The sequence below is a fragment of the Myxococcales bacterium genome (assembly GCA_016712525.1).
GTDB lineage: Bacteria > Myxococcota_A > Polyangia > Polyangiales > Polyangiaceae > JAAFHV01.
This window is the reverse complement of record JADJQX010000008.1, coordinates 924,605-944,533: the sequence shown is the minus strand read 5'-3', so window position 1 is coordinate 944,533 and position 19,929 is coordinate 924,605. Positions and strand designations below refer to the sequence as shown.

19 protein-coding genes are annotated in these 19,929 nt (G+C 70.2%); 9 read left to right on the top strand and 10 right to left on the bottom strand.

Annotated elements, in window-relative coordinates; all coding sequences use genetic code 11:
- Positions 1-67 precede the first annotated feature (67 nt).
- Positions 68-763, top strand: a complete 696-nt coding sequence (locus tag IPK71_33585) for a methyltransferase (protein MBK8218691.1) — start codon at positions 68-70, stop codon at positions 761-763.
- Here the strand turns inward: IPK71_33585 and map are convergent.
- Positions 690-1,481: a type I methionyl aminopeptidase gene (gene map, locus IPK71_33580; protein MBK8218690.1), complete on the bottom strand. Its 792-nt coding sequence runs from the start codon at positions 1,479-1,481 to the stop codon at positions 690-692. The two genes, IPK71_33585 and map, sit on opposite strands and share 74 nt — an antisense overlap.
- Before the next feature lie 85 nt (positions 1,482-1,566).
- Between map and IPK71_33575 the strand changes: the two genes are divergently transcribed.
- Positions 1,567-1,839: a LysR family transcriptional regulator gene (locus IPK71_33575; GenBank protein ID MBK8218689.1), complete on the top strand. Its 273-nt coding sequence runs from the start codon at positions 1,567-1,569 to the stop codon at positions 1,837-1,839.
- 34 nt (positions 1,840-1,873) lie between these two features.
- On the opposite strand, the gene IPK71_33570 is transcribed toward IPK71_33575, so the two are convergent.
- Together IPK71_33570 and IPK71_33565 are read right to left on the bottom strand one after the other, a co-directional pair.
- Positions 1,874-2,839, bottom strand: coding sequence for an endonuclease/exonuclease/phosphatase family protein (locus IPK71_33570; protein ID MBK8218688.1), 966 nt, complete (start codon positions 2,837-2,839; stop codon positions 1,874-1,876).
- 1 nt (position 2,840) lies between these two features.
- Complete coding sequence (locus IPK71_33565; GenBank protein ID MBK8218687.1) at positions 2,841-4,229, bottom strand: hypothetical protein; 1,389 nt, start codon at positions 4,227-4,229, stop codon at positions 2,841-2,843.
- Positions 4,230-5,161: 932 nt separating this feature from the next.
- Between IPK71_33565 and IPK71_33560 the strand changes: the two genes are divergently transcribed.
- The 5 genes from IPK71_33560 to IPK71_33540 all read left to right on the top strand — a co-directional run bounded on the left by IPK71_33560 (position 5,162) and on the right by IPK71_33540 (position 11,512).
- A complete protein-coding gene (locus IPK71_33560; protein MBK8218686.1) occupies positions 5,162-5,941 on the top strand; it encodes a lectin in 780 nt (259 codons plus the stop codon).
- A 3-nt stretch (positions 5,942-5,944) separates the two neighbouring features.
- Positions 5,945-6,859, top strand: a complete 915-nt coding sequence (locus tag IPK71_33555) for a metallophosphoesterase family protein (protein MBK8218685.1) — start codon at positions 5,945-5,947, stop codon at positions 6,857-6,859.
- A gap of 80 nt (positions 6,860-6,939) precedes the next feature.
- Positions 6,940-8,331, top strand: a complete 1,392-nt coding sequence (locus IPK71_33550) for a hypothetical protein (protein ID MBK8218684.1) — start codon at positions 6,940-6,942, stop codon at positions 8,329-8,331.
- A gap of 112 nt (positions 8,332-8,443) precedes the next feature.
- Positions 8,444-9,817, top strand: coding sequence for a hypothetical protein (locus IPK71_33545; protein MBK8218683.1), 1,374 nt, complete (start codon positions 8,444-8,446; stop codon positions 9,815-9,817).
- A 297-nt stretch (positions 9,818-10,114) separates the two neighbouring features.
- Positions 10,115-11,512, top strand: a complete 1,398-nt coding sequence (locus IPK71_33540; GenBank protein MBK8218682.1) for a hypothetical protein — start codon at positions 10,115-10,117, stop codon at positions 11,510-11,512.
- A gap of 73 nt (positions 11,513-11,585) precedes the next feature.
- Here IPK71_33540 and IPK71_33535 read toward each other — a convergent pair whose 3' ends face one another.
- The gene (locus IPK71_33535) at positions 11,586-11,948 is read right to left on the bottom strand and encodes a hypothetical protein (protein MBK8218681.1); all 363 of its coding nucleotides are present in this window, start codon (positions 11,946-11,948) and stop codon (positions 11,586-11,588) included.
- Positions 11,949-12,186: 238 nt separating this feature from the next.
- Here IPK71_33535 and IPK71_33530 point away from each other — a divergent pair, with 238 nt between their 5' ends.
- Complete coding sequence (locus IPK71_33530) at positions 12,187-12,915, top strand: HAMP domain-containing histidine kinase (GenBank protein ID MBK8218680.1); 729 nt, start codon at positions 12,187-12,189, stop codon at positions 12,913-12,915.
- Positions 12,916-12,976: 61 nt separating this feature from the next.
- Here IPK71_33530 and IPK71_33525 read toward each other — a convergent pair whose 3' ends face one another.
- The 5 genes from IPK71_33525 to IPK71_33505 all read right to left on the bottom strand — a co-directional run bounded on the left by IPK71_33525 (position 12,977) and on the right by IPK71_33505 (position 16,171).
- The gene (locus tag IPK71_33525) at positions 12,977-13,486 is read right to left on the bottom strand and encodes a peptidyl-prolyl cis-trans isomerase (protein ID MBK8218679.1); all 510 of its coding nucleotides are present in this window, start codon (positions 13,484-13,486) and stop codon (positions 12,977-12,979) included.
- A 7-nt stretch (positions 13,487-13,493) separates the two neighbouring features.
- On the bottom strand, positions 13,494-14,399 hold the full coding sequence (locus IPK71_33520; GenBank protein MBK8218678.1) for a hypothetical protein: 906 nt from the start codon (positions 14,397-14,399) through the stop codon (positions 13,494-13,496).
- Between the two features lie 134 nt (positions 14,400-14,533).
- Complete coding sequence (locus IPK71_33515) at positions 14,534-15,139, bottom strand: hypothetical protein (GenBank protein ID MBK8218677.1); 606 nt, start codon at positions 15,137-15,139, stop codon at positions 14,534-14,536.
- Between the two features lie 109 nt (positions 15,140-15,248).
- On the bottom strand, positions 15,249-15,719 hold the full coding sequence (rpsG, locus tag IPK71_33510) for a 30S ribosomal protein S7 (GenBank protein ID MBK8218676.1): 471 nt from the start codon (positions 15,717-15,719) through the stop codon (positions 15,249-15,251).
- Between the two features lie 53 nt (positions 15,720-15,772).
- Entirely contained in the window at positions 15,773-16,171 is a 399-nt protein-coding gene (locus tag IPK71_33505) for a 30S ribosomal protein S12 (protein MBK8218675.1), read from the bottom strand.
- A gap of 323 nt (positions 16,172-16,494) precedes the next feature.
- Here IPK71_33505 and IPK71_33500 point away from each other — a divergent pair, with 323 nt between their 5' ends.
- Positions 16,495-18,795 (top strand): hypothetical protein, encoded by a 2,301-nt coding sequence (locus IPK71_33500; GenBank protein ID MBK8218674.1) that lies wholly within the window; start codon positions 16,495-16,497, stop codon positions 18,793-18,795.
- A 20-nt stretch (positions 18,796-18,815) separates the two neighbouring features.
- Here the strand turns inward: IPK71_33500 and IPK71_33495 are convergent, their stop codons facing one another.
- On the bottom strand, positions 18,816-19,922 hold the full coding sequence (locus IPK71_33495; GenBank protein MBK8218673.1) for a Nif3-like dinuclear metal center hexameric protein: 1,107 nt from the start codon (positions 19,920-19,922) through the stop codon (positions 18,816-18,818).
- Positions 19,923-19,929: the final 7 nt, after the last annotated feature.

Below are 19,929 nucleotides of genomic sequence, written 5' to 3'. Positions count from 1 at the left end.
GGGACCGGGTATCGCCTCTTCGAGGGGCGGTACCCGTCGTCTTTTTGTTCGCCTATCCTCGCGTGGGATGTCCTTCGATCCGTCGAGCCGCGCGCGACTCACCCCCGGTTCGCTCGCGCGGTTCGACGGGGCGAGCCTCTTTCACAAGGTCGCTCGCGTGATGTGCGACCTGTCGGTGCTCCCGCGCAAGGAGCTCTACGAGGCGTGGGAGGTCGCGCGGCGCACACGTCGGCACTTTCGAGGGGGGCGCGTCCTCGACCTCGCCTGTGGGCACGGCCTCCTCGGGGGGCTCATGCTGCTCCTCGACGCCACGTCCGAGCGCGCCGTCTGCGTGGATCGCGCGCTCCCGAAGAGCGCCGAGAAGGTGCGGGACGCCCTCGTGCGCGAGTGGCCGCGGCTCGAAGGTCGTATCGAGCTCGTGCGCGGTGACGTCGCGGGCGTGGACGTGCACGCGGGAGACGTGCTCGTCTCTGCGCACGCGTGCGGCGCCCTGACCGACGTGGTGCTGAGCCAGGCCATCGCGGCGCGTGCGCGGGTCGCCGTGCTCCCATGTTGCCACGACGTTTCACTCTCCGACGGCGGAGGGCTCGGGGGTTGGCTCGACGCAGCTCTCGCGATCGACGTGACCCGCGCCGCGCGCTTGCGCCAGGAGGGCTACGACGTTCGGTCGCAGCTCATCCCGGCCGAGATCACGCCGAAGAACCGTCTCCTGCTCGGTGAGCCTCGGGCAGGAGAGTGGTCAGCTCGTAGCCCTCGCGTGTGACGATCAGCGTGTGCTCGAACTGGGCGGAGAGGCTGCCATCGAGCGTCACCACGGTCCACCCGTCGTCGAGCACGCGCACGCGCTCGGTCCCGAGGTTGACCATGGGCTCGATCGTGAACGCCATCCCCGCGCGCAGACGGAGCCCCGTGCCCCGCGTGCCGACGTGGCTCACGTGAGGCTCCATGTGCATCTTGCGCCCGATCCCGTGCCCGCCGAAGTCGCGCACCACCGAGCACCCGAGGCGTCGTGCGACCTCCTCGATCGCGGCGCCGACGTCGCCGAGCCGAGCTCCCTCGCGCACCACCGAGAGCCCCGCACGAAGGCAAGCCCGGGCCGCGTCGACGACGTGTCGGGCTTCGGGGCTCGGCGTCCCCACGAATGCCGTCGCCGAGGTGTCGCCGTGAAAGCCGAAGAGCTCGGTAGTGACGTCGACGTTCACGATGTCTCCGTCTTGCAAGACCTCGTTCTTCCTCGGGATTCCGTGACACACGACCTGGTTGCGGCTCGTACATACCGCGGCCGGAAACCCATGGTATCCGAGCTGCGACGGCCGCCCGCCGCGGGCCGCGGTGTCCTCGCGTACGAGCCTGTCGATGGCCTGGGTGCTCGTACCCGGTCCGAGCTCGGCGAGGACCCGCGCGAGGGTCGTGGCGGCAGCGCGCCCCGCGTCGTGCATCTTCCGAATCTCACGTGGCGAGAGGATCTCGGCGGTGGCCATGCGCTCTTGCCTACGCGCCTCGTGGTCTCGGCGCTCATACCGATTCGGTATGGGGAGCTCGAACGTGCTCGGCTACGATCTACGCGTGAGCTTCTCTCAAATCGAAGGTTTCCTCGCCGTGGCCGAGGCGGGGAGCGTGACGTCGGCGTCGCGGCGGCTCCACATCTCGCAGCCGCCCCTCACCCGCAAGATCCGCGAGCTGGAAGCGGAGCTCGGCGTGACTCTCTTCGAGCGAGGGCCTCGGGGCGTCCGGCTCTCGGCCGCGGGGGCTCGGTTCGTCCCCTACGCGCGGAGCATCGTCGCTGCGGCCTTGGACGGCGCCAGGGCGGCACGGGGGGAGCCGCTGGCGGAGGGGTGAACGCCGAGGCTCGGGTGCGAAGGGCGCCGCTTGGTCAGCGCGTCAGGTGCACGCGGACAGCGCCGTGGTCCGAGCCCGCCCAGCCCGATTTCGCCTCTCGGAACACCTGGAACGACTCGGGCACGGCCCTCCCCGGCGCACGCGCGGCCACGAGCACGTGGTCGATGGCCAAGAGCCCTCCTCCGTACGGATAGGTGCCGAGCTCCCACGGCGCACGCCCCGCCGCCGCCGACACGATCGCACCCCCTTCGAGCAGGGCCTCGAGGGGCGGCGAGCCGGGAACGTCGTTCAGATCACCGGCGAGCACGACGATGGCCCCCGGGCTCCGCGCGGCCTCGTCGAGCACGATGTACCGCGCCGCGCGCGCCTCGGCCAAGCGGCGCTCGGGATCGTCGTTCACCTTGGAGCGAAAGTGGGCCGCGAACACGACGAGCTCCCCCTCGGGCGTCGCCACGTGCGCCTCGAGCAGCTCGCGGGCGAAGGTGGTGAGCTCCCCGTTCGCCCGCGCGATCGGCGAGGCGGCGTGCCCTTTCACCGACGTGATCGGGTAGGCCGAGAGCAACGCCACGTCGACCGACGCGGGGGCGCCCGTCTCCCCGATGTGCCTGTGGGGGAGCTTGGGGAGCTTCGCGCCGAGCGCGTCGAGGCAGGCCTCGTTCTCGACCTCTTGGAGCACCACCACGTCGGCTCGGAGCTTGGTGATGCCATCGGCCAGGGCCTGGGTCTTGGCGTCGAAGGCCTCGCGCGAGGGGAGCTCTTCGTAGTCGCCCGGGCGGCACGACTCCGAGTCGCACTGGGTGTCGAAGAACCGATGGACGTTGAAGGTCGCGACCGGAATCCCGGGGAAATTCGAGGGGATAGGAGCGGGCTCTTGAGCCGCGTCGGCGACCCCCGCGTCCCGTGGGAGGGGAGGGCGTGCTTCGATCGGCACCTCGTCACGGCAGGACAGCGCCGCGGTCGCGGCGAGCGCCACCACGGCGAGTCGTGCCGGGGTGCTCATGTCAATGGCAGCGCTGCTGACGCTGCGACGTGCTCACGCCGGGGACCGTGCCGACGATGGTGCACCGTCCGCAGGTGTAGAGCGTGTCGCTGTCGCCGCACGCGACACCCGAGCGGAACGCGGACTGGGACACGCCCTTGCACGATAGGGCGCCGCCGATCCCTCCGAGGACGATGGCGCAGGAGTGAGTGGAGGTCGTCGCCGTGCTCGTGCACTTCGAGTTTCGCTCGCACGTGAGGCGCGTGCCGGTCTCGCAGTAGCCGCACGAGCCACCGACGACCTCCGGGGTCTCCTTGGTCACCGTGCCCGAGCAGTCGTAGTCGAACGAGCCGTTCGCGCGCGGCGTCGTGAAGTAGGCCGACTGACCGGGCTTCGCGTTCGCGTTTCCGTCGTCGCAGTCGGTGTTGTCTTTGACGAAGCCAGGCGCGGGCGCGGGCCCCGTGACGCAGCCGGCGCGAGCGTTCCCGTTGCCGACCGTGCCGTTCATGTCGCCGAAGGTGTCGTTGTCGGCGTCGCGGTACCAGAGCATGCACGCGCCGGTCGCGCACGCCGCGCAGGTGCACTGGCCGACCTTTCCGGCCTGCGTGCACGAGCCGCCGACGCCCTGGCACGCGTCGTTGCAGCACACTCCGTCGACGCAGTTCCCGCTCTGGCACTGGGCGGGGCTCTGGCACACCGCCCCGTTGCCGAGCTTCGCTTTGCACGTGTTGGTGGCGTCGCAGAAGTGCGTCGACGCGCAGTCGCTCGGCGACGTGCAGGTGGTCTTGCAGCTCGAAGCGCCGTTCGGGCACGCGTACGGATCACAGGCTTCGACGCCGAGGAGGCAGTGCCCCTGGCCGTCGCACGAGGTGCGCCCTTGCGCGCTCGTCGAGTTGCAGAAGGTCGAGCCGCATGCCTTGGTTTTGTCGGGGAAGGCGCACGCACGCTTGCCGTTGCACTTGCCGGCGCAGAGCTTGTCGTCGGACGTGACGCCCGCCTCGGGCAGGTTCAGGCCACCGCCCGCGTCGGGGCCCGCGTCGTCGTCGATCACGCCGCCGTCCGCGGCGGGGAGGGGTACGGTCACGCAGTCGTTCGCGGGATCTTCGCCCTCCGCCACGGGCTCGCACTTTCCGAGCTTGCCGGGCAGGTTGCACGCCTCGCATTTGCCGTTGCACGCGCTCTCGCAGCACACCCCGTCGACGCAGAGGCCCGAGCGGCAGTCGGTCGTCGTGGCGCACGTCTCGCCATCGGCCTTTCCGGTCGGGTTCACCGGCGTCGAGGTGTCCGGTTTCCCGGTGCCCGAGTCGGTCGCGGGCACGGGATCGTCCCCGACGCAGCCCACGATGCTGTTCCCGGCCCACACGGCGCCCGCGAGCGCTCCCCCCAAAAGCAACCACGTCTTCGGCGACATGCGCTGAGCTTACGAGGCCGAGGCGCGCGGGGCAAAACCCAAACGGGGGACACGTGCGAATCGGAGCCGCGTGTCGCTCTCCGCCGTCTAGCCCAAAAAAGGCAACGATTTCATGGGTGAACGGAGTGGGGTTCCCCTCTGTGTCTCGCAACGCGCGCGCCTCTTCGGTCTCGGTTTCGGCGCCGAGCTGCCCCGGCACGAGCGTCCATACGCTGAAGAGCGGCGTGGTGTTGGCCTCTCGCGCGAGCACGTGGAGCACCTCTCGGACGACGAGCCCCGCGGCGCGTGCGGCGTCCCTCGTGCGCTCGGGCGTGCGGCCGTCGGCGCAGACCACGACGGTCCCGGTCGGGCTGACGGCGTGTGCGGCTGCGGAGAGGTAGGCCTCGATGCCACCTCGGAGCTCGATGCGCGCCGCGGCCCTCTGGCCGTCCGGGGAGGGCGTCGCCGTGCCGATGGGCAAGTAGGGCGGCGTCCCGGTGACGAGGTCGAAGGTGCCGGCCTCGAGCTTCGGCGTCTCGGTCCGCAGGTCTCCGAAGATGGCTCGTGCGCGTGCGCCGAGGGCGTTGTGGGCGAGGTTCTTTTCGAGCAGCGTGAAGCTCGTCTCTTGTGCCTCGATGCCGACGAAGCTCGCCGAAACGAGCGAGCTTGCGACCATGTGGAGCACGGAGCCTATCCCCGTGCCGAGGTCGAGCACACGGCGTGCTCCCGAGGCGAGGCCGACACGCGCCGCCACGTACGCCGTGACCCGATCGTCGAACGAGAACCTGTGCCCGCGCGCCCGCTGGAAGAGCGAGAACGTCGCGGTGATGGCGTCGCAGGTGAGGGGATCACGCATGCCCCGGTCCGTACTCCGACCAGGGGCGTCGCGGTGGAAAAGTTCGAAGGCTGCGGTATTTCGTGAACCCCCGCGAGATGGCGCTACCCTCCGGTAAATGCGCGCCAGAACTGTTCTTGGGGTCGTCGTTCTCGGGTGTGGGATCTCGCTCGGCATCGCCTGCGGAGGCGCGGACGAGACCGAGCTGTCGGCAGATTCGGGCACGTCGCCCACGACCACCACACAGCCGACCACCACGACGCCCACGTCCACGTCGACCGGCACGACGCCCCCTCCCGACGCCGCCGTTCCGTCCGATGCGGGGGTCGACGCGTCTCCGACCGATGCGTCTCGGCCCGACGCGGGCTCCACGTTGAGCTTCTTCGTGACGAGCACGGGCTCGGGCGCCATGGGCGGGAACTTGGGCGGGCTCGCCGGTGCCGACGCAAAATGCCAGCAGCTCGCGCAGGCCGTGGGCGCAGGCTCGAAGACGTGGCGCGCGTACTTGAGCATCACCGGGACGAACGCGCGCGATCGTATCGGCGCAGGCCCTTGGTTCAATCAGAAGGGCAAGATGATCGCCGCGAACGTAACGGCGCTGCACGCGGCCGACTTGCCGACGGCGGACATCCTCGACGAGACCGGCGCGCTCATTCCCGCGGCCCAGCACGATCTCCTCACCGGCTCGAACGCGCAGGGCATGGCGCAAGCCAACGCGAGCTGCAACGGGTGGACGTCGAACCAGGGGAACCAGAACGCGCAGGTCGGCCACACCGACTCGTCGACGTCGGCCAACGCGACCGATCGCTGGAACGCGGCGCACACCGTGGCATGCACGCAGCAAGCGATCATGAACGCGAACGGCGCGGGCCGCATCGCGTGCTTCGCCACGAACTGAGCGTTGGAGCTCGACTCGGCGCTCTCGCTGCTCGAGGGGTCGCTGGGGCTCGTCGGGCTCGCCGCGACGGCCTCGTCGTACGTCCCGCGTAGGCTCCCGGGAGCGCGCTCGCGGCGCCGTGCGCTCGGGCTCGGGGCCTTCGCGGTGTTCGGGCTCGTCGAGTGGTCGAAGCGCGTCGAGCCTTCGTGGCCCGAAGTGACGCACGTGGAGGTGAAGGTCACCGACGCGCCGTTTCGTGCGGTCCTCCTCTCGGATTTCCACGCCGGGCGTGCGTCCCGGAGCGACATCGAGAGAGCCGTAGCGCTCACGAACGACGCGTCGCCCGAAGTGGTCCTCCTCGCGGGAGACTACATTTCCGGATACGAGCTCACCCCGGAGCGTCGCGAGGCGCTCGAGGGGCTCCGAGGGCTTCGCGCGCGGCGTGGCGTGCTCGCCGTCATGGGCAACCACGACTCGGAGCCCTACGGGGACGACGTGCCCCGGCGCGGCGCGGTCTCCGACGTGCTGCGCGGTTTCGGGTACCGCGTGCTCGCGAACGAGGCCGTGGATCTCGGGGCGCTCTGGGTCGTGGGCCTCGAGGACGTCCAGGCCGGCCTCACCGACACACGCGCCGCGTTCGCGTCCGTCCCCGCGGGCGCTCGCGTCGTCGTGCTCGCTCACGACTGGCACGCGCTCCCCGAGGCCCCGATGGCGCTCGGTCTCGTGGGGCACACGCACGGGGGGCAGGTGTGCGTCCCGTTCACGTCGCTCTGCGCGGGGCCGCAGCGCGATCGTCCGTTCGTGCGAGGCGAGCACGTCTGGCCGTTCGGTGGGCGGCTCTACGTGACCCGCGGTCTTGGGCTCGCGAAGGTCCCCGCGAGGCTCGGGTGCCGACCCGAGGTCACCGTGCTCGAGCTCGGCGGCGGCTCCTCGCGGTGAGGCCGCCGGCCCGGCGCCGCGCGTTTCACCTTGAACCGGAGCGCGGCCTGGGTCATGTCCATCGGGAGGTGAACCTTCCGATGACGCATGCAAAGCTTGGTCTCGTCGCGGTCTTGGTCGCGAGCGCGGTGGGCGTGGTGGGGGCGTGCTCGAGCACCGTCCGCAACAACGTGTTCGAAGAGGATGGCGGCGCCGACGCGACGCCCGGCGGCAACACGACCGACGGGCCCAGCCTGCTCGATCCCGACTCGGAGCCCACGACCGGGTGCCCCGCGGGGTCCGAGACGCGCATCACCGGTAAGGTGTTCGACCCCGCGGGCAAGAACCCGCTCTACAACATCCAGGTCTACATCCCGGGCGGCGAGCTCCCTCCCATCAAGGTCGGCCTGCCCGATCCTCCGGGCGGCGGCGCGATCTGCGCCGGGCAGACGTGCGACTCGGAGGTGCAAAACCCGCTCGCGGCCACCCTGACGAACACGAAGGGCGAGTTCGATCTCAAGGGCCCGAGGGTCTTCGCGGGCAAAGACGTGCCGCTCGTGATGCAAATCGGGAAGTGGCGCCGCAAGATCGTCATCCCCGAGGTGAAGGCCTGCCAAGAGAACAAAATCGCCGTCGCCGACTCGCGCCTCCCGAAGAACGGCCGCGAAGGCGACATGCCCCAGATCATGATGGTGCTCGGCGACTACGACGCCCTCGAGTGCCTGCTCTCCGGCATCGGCATCGACAACGACGAGTTCGAGGCCGGCTACTCGACGCCGACGAAGCACATCCACGTGTTCCGCGGCATCGGTGGCGGGGCGCGCGTGAACGGTCAGCCCGTGCCCGACGTGCGCGACACGTGGGATCAGGGCTACAAAATGCAGAAGTTCGACATCGCGATGCTCTCGTGCGAGGGCACCCCCGAGGCGACGAACAAGCCCGCGAGCTTCAACTCGATGCGCGACTACACCACGGTCTTCGGTGGCCGCGTGTTCGCGACGCACTACCACGCCCAGTGGGCCTACAAGTCGGGCTGGGGCGAGGCCGTGGTGCGCTCGAGCGGCGGCTCCACCGGCTCGAACCCGTACCCGGTGAACACCTCGTTCCCGAAGGGCCAAGCCTTCGCCGACTGGCTCGTGAACGTCGGAGCGTCGACGACACCCGGGAAAATCCAGCTCTCCGACCCTTCGACCTACCAGGGCGGTCTTGCCCCCGTGCCCGCCGGGCAGCCCGCGCGCGGGCTCGAGTGGATCGGTACGGGCGCGTCGGCGAAGTACATCTCGTTCAACACGCCGATCGACGTGCCCCCGGCGCAGCAGTGTGGGCGCTTCGTCATCAGCGACGTGCACGCCGCGGGCGGCGGGTCGGGCGGAGAGGACCTCCCGCGCTCGTGCCCGGGCCTCAACGCGCAGCTCGCGGCGCTCGAGTTCATGTTCTTCGACCTGAGCTCCTGCGTCCAAGACGAGAGCAAGCCGCCGGAGCCCCCGAAGTAAACGGCGCGCACAAAACGTGAGACGGCCCTCACCTTTCGCGAGGTCAGGGTCGTTTCGTGTTGAAAGCCCGCACTTCCTGCGCCATAGCCAAGGGCGAGGTAGGGCGGAAACGATGACGCAGATGAAGCTGGGTGTGGTGGCCGCGCTGGTGCTCGGCGCAGTGGGCGCGGCGACGGCGTGCTCGAGCACGGTCCGCAACAACGTCTTCGAGGACGACGCGGGCACCGACGGCAGTACGGTCGACAATGGTGGGGAGGGCGGCCCGGTCCTCATCGACCCGGACTCGTCGACCACGGGCAACTGCCCCGAGGGAAGCGAGACGCGGATCACCGGCAAAGTCTACGACCCCGCGGGGAAGAACCCGCTCTACAACATCCAGGTCTTCGTCCCGAGCGGCGACTTGCCCGAGATCAAGACGGGCCTGCCCGCGCCCAAGCCCGACGGGTTCTGCCCCGGGCAGACGTGCGACTCGCAGGTCTTGAACCCGCTCGCGGCCGCGCTGACGAACACGAAGGGCGAGTTCGTGCTGAAGGGCCCGCGCCTCTTCCCGGGGAAAGACGTGCCACTGGTCATGCAGATCGGCAAGTGGCGGCGCAAGATCGTGATCCCCGAGGTGAAGGGCTGCCAAGAGAACAAGCTCGACGCGAAGGACACGCGCCTCCCGCGGAACGGCCGCGAGGGTGACATGCCCCAGATCGCGCTCACCACCGGCGGCTGCGACGCGCTCGAGTGCCTGCTCGCGGGCATCGGCATCGACAACGACGAGTTCGAGGCGGGCTACAGCGGGCCGTCGAAGCACGTCCACCTGTTCCAGGGCTCGGGCGGCGGCGCTCAGGTGAATGGGCGAGCCACGCCGGCCGCGACCGACCTCTGGTCGAACATCTCGCGCATGGGGCAGTACGACATCGCGATGCTCTCGTGCGAGTGCAGCGAGAACAACCAGACCAAGGGCGATCTCCAGACGATGCGCAATTTCGCGAACGCGGGTGGGCGCGTGTTCGCGACGCACTTCCACTACACGTGGATGAAGAACAACTCGGCCTGGGGCAGCTCGATCCTCGACTTCTCGACAGGAGGCGGCGGGTCGAACCCCTACGCGGTGAACACGAGCTTCCCGAAGGGTCAGGCGCTCGCCGACTGGCTCGTCGAGGTTGGTGCGTCGTCGTCGCCAGGTCGAATCGACCTCAGCGATGTCACGAGCAGCCAACGCGGGCTCGTCAGTGGCTCGCCTGCCCAGGTGTGGATCGGAGCGGGGGCGACCGGCAAGTACTACTCGTTCAACACTCCGGTCGGGCTTCCTGTCGCCGATCAGTGCGGCCGCTTCGTCTTCTCGGACGTGCACAGCGCCGGGATTAGCTCGGGCGGAAGCAACTTCCCGGGGGCGTGTGCTGCGCTCAACAAGCAGCAGACCGCGCTCGAGTACATGTTCTTCGACCTGAGCTCCTGCGTGCAGGACGAGACCAAGCCGCCGGAGCCGCCGAAGTAACGGCAAGCCACGGCGAGACCCGGGCGCGGGGAGGTGCGGCGACGTGCCTCCCCGTGTTGCATTTCCGAGCCTACCCGGCGGGGCGTCTGCCGCGCTCGGTAGCCGCTTGGATCGAGCGAGAGGCGCCTCGACGCAACGCCTCGTGCGTAGGGGAGGGCACGCGCGCCTTGCGTCGGGAGGTACCCCACGGACGCCGAAAATATGAGGAAATCCTCACCTTTCTCGAGGTCAGCGTCGTTTCGTGTTGAAAGCCCGCACATGCTGCGCCATAGCCAGGGGCAAGGTAGGGCGGAAACGATGACGCAGATGAAGCTGGGTGTGGTGGCCGTGCTGGTGCTCGGCGCGGTCGGCGCGGCGACGGCGTGCTCGAGCACGGTCCGCAACAACGTCTTCGAGGACGACGCGGGTACGGACGGGAGCGCGGTCGACAACAATGGGGAGGGGGGCCCGGTCCTCATCGACCCGGACTCGTCGACCACGGGGAACTGCCCCGAGGGCAGCGAGACGCGGATCACCGGCAAGGTGTACGACCCTGCGGGCAAGAACCCGCTCTACAACATCCAGGTGTTCGTCCCGAGCGGCGATTTGCCCGAGATCAAGACGGGCCTGCCCGCTCCGAAGCCCGACGGATTCTGCGCGGGGCAGACGTGCGACTCGCAGGTCTTGAACCCACTCGCGGCCGCGCTGACGAACACGAAGGGTGAGTTCGTGCTGAAGGGCCCGCGCCTCTTCCCCGGCAAAGACGTGCCGCTGGTCATGCAGATCGGCAAGTGGCGGCGCAAGATCGTGATCCCCGAGGTGAAGGGCTGCCAAGAGAACAAGCTCGACGCGAAGGACACGCGCCTCCCGAAGAACGGCCGCGAGGGCGACATGCCCCACATCGCGCTCACGACCGGGTGCGACGCGCTCGAGTGTCTGCTCTACGGGATCGGCATCGACCCGACCGAGTTCGAGGCAGGCAACTCGAACACGGGTAAACACGTTCACATGTTCTACGGTTCGGGAGGTTCGACCCCGAAGACGGTGAACGGTAGCAACCTGCCTCCCGCCCAAGACCTCTGGGACAACGTGGCGCGGATGAGCGCGTTCGACGTCACCATGCTCGCGTGCGAGTGCGACGAGTACGCTCCCGGCGGCACCGGCACCCCGAACAAGCCGGTCGGCCTTCCCACCATGCGAAATTACGCCAACTCCGGCGGCAAGGTGTTCGGCACGCACTACCACTACTCGTGGATGAAATATAACACCGCCTGGTCGTCGGGCATTTTGGACTTCGGCGGGAGCGGCACGTCGGCCAGCACACTGCCGATCAACACGTCGTTCCCCAAAGGGCAGGCCCTCGCCGATTGGCTCGTCGAAGTCGGCGCGTCGTCGGTTCCTGGCCAGCTGACCCTCGACACCGGCCTCACCCGCGAGAGCCACCGCGGAGCCGTTCCTGGGTCTCCTGCGCAGGAATGGATCGGAAAAGGAACGACCGCGAGGTACGTCTCGTTCAACACGCCCGTGGGGCTGCCGGTCGCGGATCAGTGCGGGCGCTTCGTGTTCAGCGACATCCACAGCACCAGCACGGCTGCGACCAACTTCCCGTCGTCGTGCTCGGCGCTCAACAAGGCCCAGCTCCCGCTCGAGTTCATGTTCTTCGACCTCAACTCCTGCGTGCAGGACGAGACCAAGCCGCCGGAGCCCCCGAAGTAACGGCCGACCACGGCGAGACCCGGCGCGGGGAGGTGCGGCGACGTGCCTCCCCGTGTCGCATTTTACCCGGGTATTATTCGGCGGCCGCGGAGGCGACCGCGTCGAGCTCGGCGAGGATGCCCGTGCGGGCCTCGGCGAGCTTGCCGAGCCCCTCTTGCACGTCGAGCTCGATGGCGAGCTCACCGGCGAGCGTGTGCGCCTCTTCGACGGAGCGCCGGAGCTTCTTGAACCGGCCGATGGCCGCGCTCGCGGTCGCCACGGCGACGACGGGGGCCGTGCCGCGCGAGAGCGTCTCGAGGAGGGCCTCGAGGGAGGCTCGGGCGTCGCGGACGGCCTCGAGCGCGCAGATCTGTTGGTCGAGGCGGGCGAGGTCTCGCTCGGCCTTTTCTTGAACGGCCGCGCGGACGAACTCGGAGACGGGGGTGGGAGCTTTCATGCGATGGAAAAGGTAGCCCCCATTCCAATACTGTTCAAGTGTTCACGTTCATTTTCGGCATGCCGAGACGCAAACCGGCGTTGTGCTCGTGCAGAAGCCGCGGCAAGCTTGGGGCATGGGGGAAATGAAACCGCTCGCCGGGAGGGGCTCCGCGCCCGACTCATCGGCACCACGAAGCCACCGAACCGACGCACCGACGCTCGCGGGCGTACGCACTCTCTCGAGCGAAGGCCCCGACATGGCCGAGGGCGAGGTCGCGCGCATCGCGGAGCTTGTCGCCTTCGGCCAGGCCGTCGCGCATCGCGTGCGCGGTCCGCTCGCCGCGATCCGCAACGCCGCCGATCTGGTCGCTCGGTACTCCCACGACCCGAGCCACCCCGCCTTCGTGGAGGCCCTCCGCATCCTGCGGGACGAGGCCACGTCGGCGAGCCGTGTCGTCGGCGAGCTCGGCGACAACCCACTCGCCCGCCCACCTCGGCCTCGGCCGGTCGATCTCGGTGGGGTCCTGCGTTCGTCGCTCTTCGGCGCCGGCATCGCGTTCTTCGAGGTCGAGCCGTCCGATGCGCCCACGTCCTTCCTCACGAAGGTCGAAGGGCGCGTGGGTGTGGCGATCGAGCCCGAGGTGGTGGTCGTCGCCGACGACCGCGACCTCGCCGTGATCGTGAAAGCGCTCGTTCGTAACGCGCTCGAAGCCGACGACGAAGGCCTCGTTCGTGTCACCGTCCGAACGTCGCCGGGGGCCGCCCACGTGGTCGTGGAAGACGAGGGGCCGGGGGTCGATCCGGCCCTCGCCGACACGCTCTTCGTGCCACGCGTCTCGGCTCGGGGCTCGGGGCTCGGCCTCGGGCTCGCGACGGCACGCGCCCTCGCGCGCCGCGCCGGAGGAGACGTGGTGCGTGTCCGTGAAGGGGGTCGAGGCGAACGCTTCGAGCTGCGGCTCCCCTTGGCCGACGTCGCCGCTCGCTGAAGCCCGCGCCTCGAGAAGGTATGCGTGCATTCTGCATGCAAGTGCGACAGCCGCTCTCGAGCTACTGGTTTCGTTTGATGACGTGGTATCCGAAGGGCGTCTCGACCGGCGCGCTCACGCCGTCGACGGGGAGCGCGAACGCCGCGTCGGAGAAGGGCTTCGCCATCTTGTCGCGGGTGAACTTGCCGAGGCTCCCCTGCCGCTCGTGGGCGGCGGGATCGTCGGAGTAGGTGGCGACGAGGGCGCTGAAGTCGGCGCCCTTCACCTTGGCCTTCTCGGCCACCTCTTCGGCCCGGGCCTTCGCCTCGGCCTTCGAGCGCGAGATCCCTTTGGGGCAGCGTTCGGCGCCCTTGTACGCGACGAGGACGTGCTGAGCGGCGATGTGGGTCGGTGGGGCCTTGGGCTCGGCGGGGGCCGTCGGCGTGGGCTCGGCGACCTGCGTGGGCTTCTCTACGGCTTGGGCGGTCGTGCTCGACGCCGCGTTCGGGGACGGTTTGGGTTTGTCGTCGCAGGCGCCGAGCGCGAGCAGCATGGCGAACAGCGAGGAGGCGGCGAGCGAGGGGCGCGGCATGGCCGCATTATCGGTCGACGGGCCGCACGTAGCGAGGCCCTCCGGCCACGAACGTGCGGAGCGGGCGGGCGCCCACGAAGGGGCCGAGGCTCATCGTGTGGGCCGACTCGGGTGTGGCGTAGAGCCATGCTTTTCGAAGGTCGGCGTCGTAGACGGGCGGGGGGGAGACACGCGTGAGGCCGAGCTCCTCCGCGCGAGGTGCCGAGCCGGCGATTCGGCTGCGCCCGGCGGCGCGTTCGAGCGCGTCTCCGCGGAGGAGCTTCGCCGACAGGTCTTCGTCGAAGAGATCCGCCGCGCGCGCGTACACGAACAGCGACGTCGACGCGGGCCTTCGCACGGGCTCTTCGCCGTGCCACGCCACGTGCGGAGCGCTCGGGCCCCAGCCAAGCACGCATTCGCTCCCGGGGCCGCGCTCGCAGCCCTCGCCGACGCGGAACGTGACCCACGCGCCCGAGTAGCGCCGGCCCGGGACCCATGCCCACGCGCCGCGCCGCGCGAGGTACGTCCACCGACCGTAGTGGAACGTGACCCAACCCCACGCGACGTCGCTCACCCACACGTAGTCCGGAGTGCCCCCCACCTCGCGGTAGGCGAAGTGCCCGTGCGACGCGTACGGCACGAAGCCCTCACCGACCTCGTCGGCGCGAGGGACGAACACCGTGCCCGCGACCGGATCGTCGACCCACGCGCCGTACGGCGAGAGCTCCGGCCGAAAGAGGGCCAGCGCGCTCGGATCGGCGTCGTCGAACTCGACCGCGGGAGCGGCGACCGGAGGAATGGGTGTCGTGCCGACGGGGAGAGCCAGCTTCGGCTCAGAAGCCCTCGGCGAACAACCCGCGGCCGCCAGCACGAGCGCGACGACCGGGAGAGGGAGGAAATGGGCGAGAGACGAGGTCGCGAGCAAGGATCGCATGGGGCTCCTCTGGGGCTCGGACGTGCTCACGGGCCCTCGGCAAGGAGAGCGCAGCCCCGGGTTTCGTGTCAACGCGCGCGAAGCCCAAATCTTCCGATTTTGTAATACGAATTTAGCTCTTTCATTTCATGTGGTTACGACGCGTCATCGCTGGCTGCGGCCTTCGGTTTGCGCGGCCGGGTCGCCCGCTCGACGAACGCGGGAGCGGCGCCGAGCAGCCACGCCGCCTTGTCTTTGACCAAGGTCGAGCGAATGACGTACGGGTCGAGGTGCGTCTTCCGGCGCGCGGTCAGCACGACGAGCCCGACCACGAAGCCCACCACGGTCAGCAGGCCGAGCGGCCCTTTGGCGTCGCGGTCCGCGGCGAGCGTGAGGCAGCCCGGCGCGAACATGGCGAGGATGGCGAAGAGCGCCGTGCGACCGTACGCCTTGCGCCGCTCCTCGAGCACGAGCTTGCAGCTTTGGCAGAACGGGAGGCTCAAGGTCACCGTGCGCCGAAAGGCGAGGGCGCCGAGCGCACCGAACCCGAGGCGTGCCCACATCGGCACGTACTCGAAGGGGCTCGGGACGGTCTGGAGATCGACCTTGGTCGCGCACTTGATGCAGCGCTTCGGGAGCTTCGCGGCCTCGGGCACGACCAGCGCGTCGCCGTCGACGTACGGGCGAGGGCCGCGCTCGCCGTCCCGGTCTCCCGCGGGATCGTGGGCCTCGGGGGGAGCATAGGGGTTGTGCTCGCTCATGCGCCCATCGTACGCGGCGCGCGGCCCAGCGCCTCCCTTCGAAAAGCAAAAGAGCCCGCCACCCGAAGGTGGACAGGCTCTTCCTGGCTAGGCCGCGAGGCCTAGGTGCTCACCAGCGGTAGTGAGCGAAGGCCTTGTTGGCCTCGGCCATCTTGTGCGTGTCGTCGCGCTTCTTGACGGCGTTGCCGCGGCCGTTCGCCGCGTCGAGGAACTCGGCCGCGAGGCGCTCGCGCATCGTCTTCTCGCCGCGATCGCGCGAGTAGGTCACGATCCAGCGCATCGCGAGGGCGACGCGGCGCTCGGGGCGAACCTCGACCGGGACCTGGTAGGTCGCGCCGCCGACGCGGCGGCTCTTGACCTCGAGCTTCGGCTTCACGTTGTCGAGGGCCTTGCGGAACACCTCGATGGGGTCCTCCTTGAAGCGCTCGCCGATGACGTCGAACGCGCCGTAGAGGATGCCCTCCGCCGTGGCCTTCTTGCCCCCGAACATGAGGGTGTTGGTGAACTTCGAGACGAGCTTGTCCTTGAACTTCGGATCGGGGGTGATCTTGCGCTTGGGGACTTCGCGGCGACGGGGCATCGGGGTACTCCTAGAGACTCAACAAATCTTTGGAAGCTTTGGGGATTCCGGGCTCAGGCCTTCGGGCGCTTGACGCCGTACTTCGAGCGCTTGCGGTTGCGGTTGGCCTTGTTCGTCGACGAGGGGCCGATGGCGCCGGACGCGTCGAGCGTGCCACGGACGACGTGGTAACGAACGCCCGGGAGGTCCTTCACGCGGCCACCGCGGATGAGGACGACCGAGTGCTCCTGGAGGTTGTGCCCTTCGCCGGGGATGTAGGAGGTGACTTCCATGCCGTTGGTGAGGCGGACGCGGCAGACCTTGCGGAGCGCCGAGTTCGGCTTCTTCGGGGTCGTCGTGTACACGCGCACGCACACGCCGCGCTTCTGCGGGCAGCTCTTGAGGGCCGGGGAGGCCGTCTTCCAGCGGGCAGCCTCGCGGCCGTGGTTGATGAGCTGATTGATCGTCGGCATGGTCGGGTCTCGTTCCGTAAAGCGATCGGGGCTAAAACTTGGGGGCTTTCGGGATTTCCCGGGAGAGGCACGGCGAGCGTGGGGTACCCTCGGGAGGGCGGCACTCTACACACGGAAAGGGCCGTGTCAAGCGTCGCCGTGACGCGGCCTCCGGGGAGCTCTCGCTTCGCCCTTCTTCCGCGCGGACGGCCCTCCTAGCACGCCCGATGCCGGCGACCTCATGGAATCTCCATCGGGCCCCCGGATCGCGCGACGATCCGAGGGCCGCCTCGCCGAAAAGGCCGCCTCCGGCCGCGTTCGGCGGTAAACCGCGGCCCGTCGCCATGACGTCGACGCCGACCTACCTTCGCCCGAACGGTGGAAAGCGCCCCGAGGGGCTCGCGCGGCGAGTCGTGCCCGTCGCGATCGTCGTCTACGCGGCGGTCGCTGCCCTGCGGGCGACGTCCTTGCATCATGCACCCACCTGGGTCGCGGCCGTCGTGGCCGTCGTGCTCGTGATCCTCGGCGGGAAGCCTCGCCCGCTCGACGACCCTCGGGACGACGAGCCTCGGCAGCTCGCGACGTTCGCGCTCGCCCTCGCGCTGGCCGCGGGCATCGTGCCGAACCCGCTGCCGCTCCCGTCGGCGCTGTCGTCGGCAGCGGCTGCGGTCGGGGCCATCGCCGGGCTCCGTGCGCTCGCGCGCGCCTCGGGGCCGAAGAGCATCGTCACGCGGAGGGCGTCGGTGCCCATGCCGCTCGTCGTGCTCGCGGTCGCCCCGGCCGCGCTCGCGCTCGTTCGGCTCGTCGCGCGGGGGCTCGGAAAGGCGGCGTTCGCATCGGACCTCCCGAGCTCCCCGTTCGTCGAAGGGGCCCTCGCGTCCGTCGTGCTCGCCGTGGGGGCCGTCGCGAGGGCGCGTGCGGCGCGGCTCGAGCTCGCGGTGCGTGAGCGGACGCGTGTCGCCGCGGGGCTCGCCGTCACGGTGCCGCTCGTGGCCGTGGGGCTCGCGGGGGTCACCGGGAGCTCGTACCGCGCGCACGCCGAGATCCTGGGCGCCTTCGGGGCCCTCGCGGTGGCGTGGGTATCAGGGCACGGCGACCCGGTGCATATTGCATGCATTTCGCGTCGCGCCCTCACCCTGGCGGCGTACACGGGCCCTCTTTGTCTCCTCGGCGCGCTCGCGACCGCGTGGGACCCGCACGGAGCGCCCGCCACCACGTTCGTGACCGCCGTCGTCGTGCTGGCCGCGTCGCTCTTCGTCCCGACGCTCGAGACGTCGTTCTCTCCGGCCTCCGGCAAGCTCCTGATGGCCCTCGCGCGCGCCCACGAGGCGCTCCTCGAGAGCGAGGCAAGCGAGGCGATTCGTTTGGCGTTGACCCGGGTGCGCGAGGCCTCGGGGCCGGGCGGGGGCTCTCCCGAGCTCTGGATGCTCGTACCGCCGCGTGTCCTCGCGATCGACGCGGCCGGGTACCCGCACACCCGCAGCGCCGACGTGCCTCCGTCGCTCGTCGACGTGTGCGGCGCCGAGCCGTTCGGCATCTTGCGCACCGAGTGCCTGAGGGCGCTCGAGGTCCGCCGCCCCGATCTCCGTGGGCTCCTCGCGTGGCTGTCCGACAGGAGCGCGATGGCCGCCGTGCTCGTCGCCGCGGGCGGCGCGGCCGAGGGGATCTTGCTCGTCCCGGGTGCGAACCGCGACGAGCCCCTCGCGCTCGAGGAGGCCCTCGCGTTGAAGAAGCTCGCCGACTCGCTCGCCGCCGCGTGCCAAGGCGAGAGCGCGCTCTTCCGCAGCCTGGGCCGCGAGAAGGACGCGAGAGAGACCGCCGAGCGCGCGGTCGACGTGGCCGAGCGGGTCGCGCACCTCCGCTCGCTCGACGAGAGCCGCAACGTCGCGGCGACCGCTCGTCTCGCGCGGCCGGCGCACGTGGGCGTCTACTCCACGTCGATCCGCATGGTGTACGAGACGCTCGAGCGACGTGTGCACAGAGGTGCGCCTGTGTGCGTGGTCGCTGCGTCGGGGCAGAGCGTCGTTCCGTATGTCGCGCGGGCGCACCTCGGGAGCCCGCGGAGGACACGGCCCCTCGTCGTGGTCGACGGGGCCGCGTCCCAAGAGCACGAGCTCGCGTCGTGGCGGGATCCGTCGACCTCGCCGCTCGGGCTGGCCGATGGGGGGCTCCTCCTCGTGGTCGACGTGGCCGTGCTCCCGCGTGAGGTTCAGAAGCTCCTCTCTCGCGCGCTCGCCGAGAAGAAGTGCCCTTGGGAGCGACCCGAGCCGCTCGACGTCGCGCTCGCCGTCACCACGAGCCGCTCCCCCGAGGAGCTCGCCGACGAAGGGGAGCTCGAGCCGCAGCTCGTCGCGCGGCTCGGTGACGCGGCGATCGAGCCCATCCGGTTCCCGCGCCTCTCGGAGCGCGCCGAAGATCTCCGCGCGCTCGTGAGCGACGCCCTCGCGCGTGAAGGGCTCCGCCTCCGGGGCAAGCCGCTCGGCATCGACGATCGGGCGTTCGCGGTGCTCGTCGAGCACGATTTCCAGGGAGAGGACGCGGAGCTCGTGACCCTCGCGCGGCGGCTCGTGCTCGGCGTCGAAGGGGACGTGGTCGGCCCGAACGACGTGCGGCGCGCGATGCGGTTCGCGGCCGACGAGACCTGACCCACGCGCGGGGCTCGAGGTCAGGCGAACGAGAAAGGATCTCGGCAGGTCTCGGCGATGGAGATCTCGCAGGCCGGGAGGGCCTCGCGGAGCGCCTTCGCCATGGGAACGAGCGAGGCGCGCTCGCTGTTCGAGTGGAGCGTGGCGACCACGGTGATCCCGTGGCGGGCCGCCTCGAGCGCGTCGTGGTGGCGCATCTCGCCGAGCAAGAAGAACGTGGCCTTCGCGCGTCGCACGTCGGCGAGCAGGCTGCCCGTGGCGCCGGCTCCCACGGCGGCGCGCGTGACCGTGCCCTCGGTCGGGCCCGCGACGAGCACGTGCGAGAGCCCGAGGGCCTCCTTCACGCGCGTGATCAACGCGTCGATCGCGGTCGGTGCGAGCTCTCCCACGAGCCCGAGGCCGGGGTGATGCTGGCCCTTCTCGCGCGCGGGCGCGAGGCGCACGAGGTCGTACGCCGGGGTCTCGTAGGGGTGGCTCGCGAAGAGCGCGTCGACGACCGCGCGGGTGCGCTCCACGGGGCACACGACCTCGAGCCGCACTTCGTCCGCGCGCTCGAGCACTCCACGCGCGCCGACGACGGGGCTCGTGCTCTCCCCGCCGAGGAACGTGCCTTCCCCGTGTGTGCGGAAGGTGCAGTGCGAGTAGTCGCCGATGCGACCCGCGCCGGCCTCGGCGAGCGCGTGCGCGACCGCGTCGACCGCGGCCTCGGGGACGAAGGTGACGAGCTTGTGGTGGGTGTCGCCGGGCTCGGGCACGGCGCGCAAGGGGCGCCTCTCGCCGAGCCCCAGCGCGTCGGCGAGCACCTCGTTCGCGCCCCCCCGCGCCGCGTCCCAGGCCGTGTGCGGCGCGTAGAGCGCGATGCCCGCGCGAGCGGCCTCGAACGCGAAGTCTCCCGACAAGAAGCGCTTCTTCGCGTCGAAGATCGGCGGGTGGTACGCCACGATGGCCGACGCGCCGACCCGCAGGGCCTCCGCCCACACGGCGGGCGTGAGGTCGATGCACACGAGCATCCGCGTGACCTCCGCCGCACGATCGCCCACGAGGAGGCCGACGTTGTCCCACGACGCGGCGTAGCGGGTCGGGGCGATGCGATCCATGGCGAGCTCGAGATCGGACACGGTGGGCATGACCCCG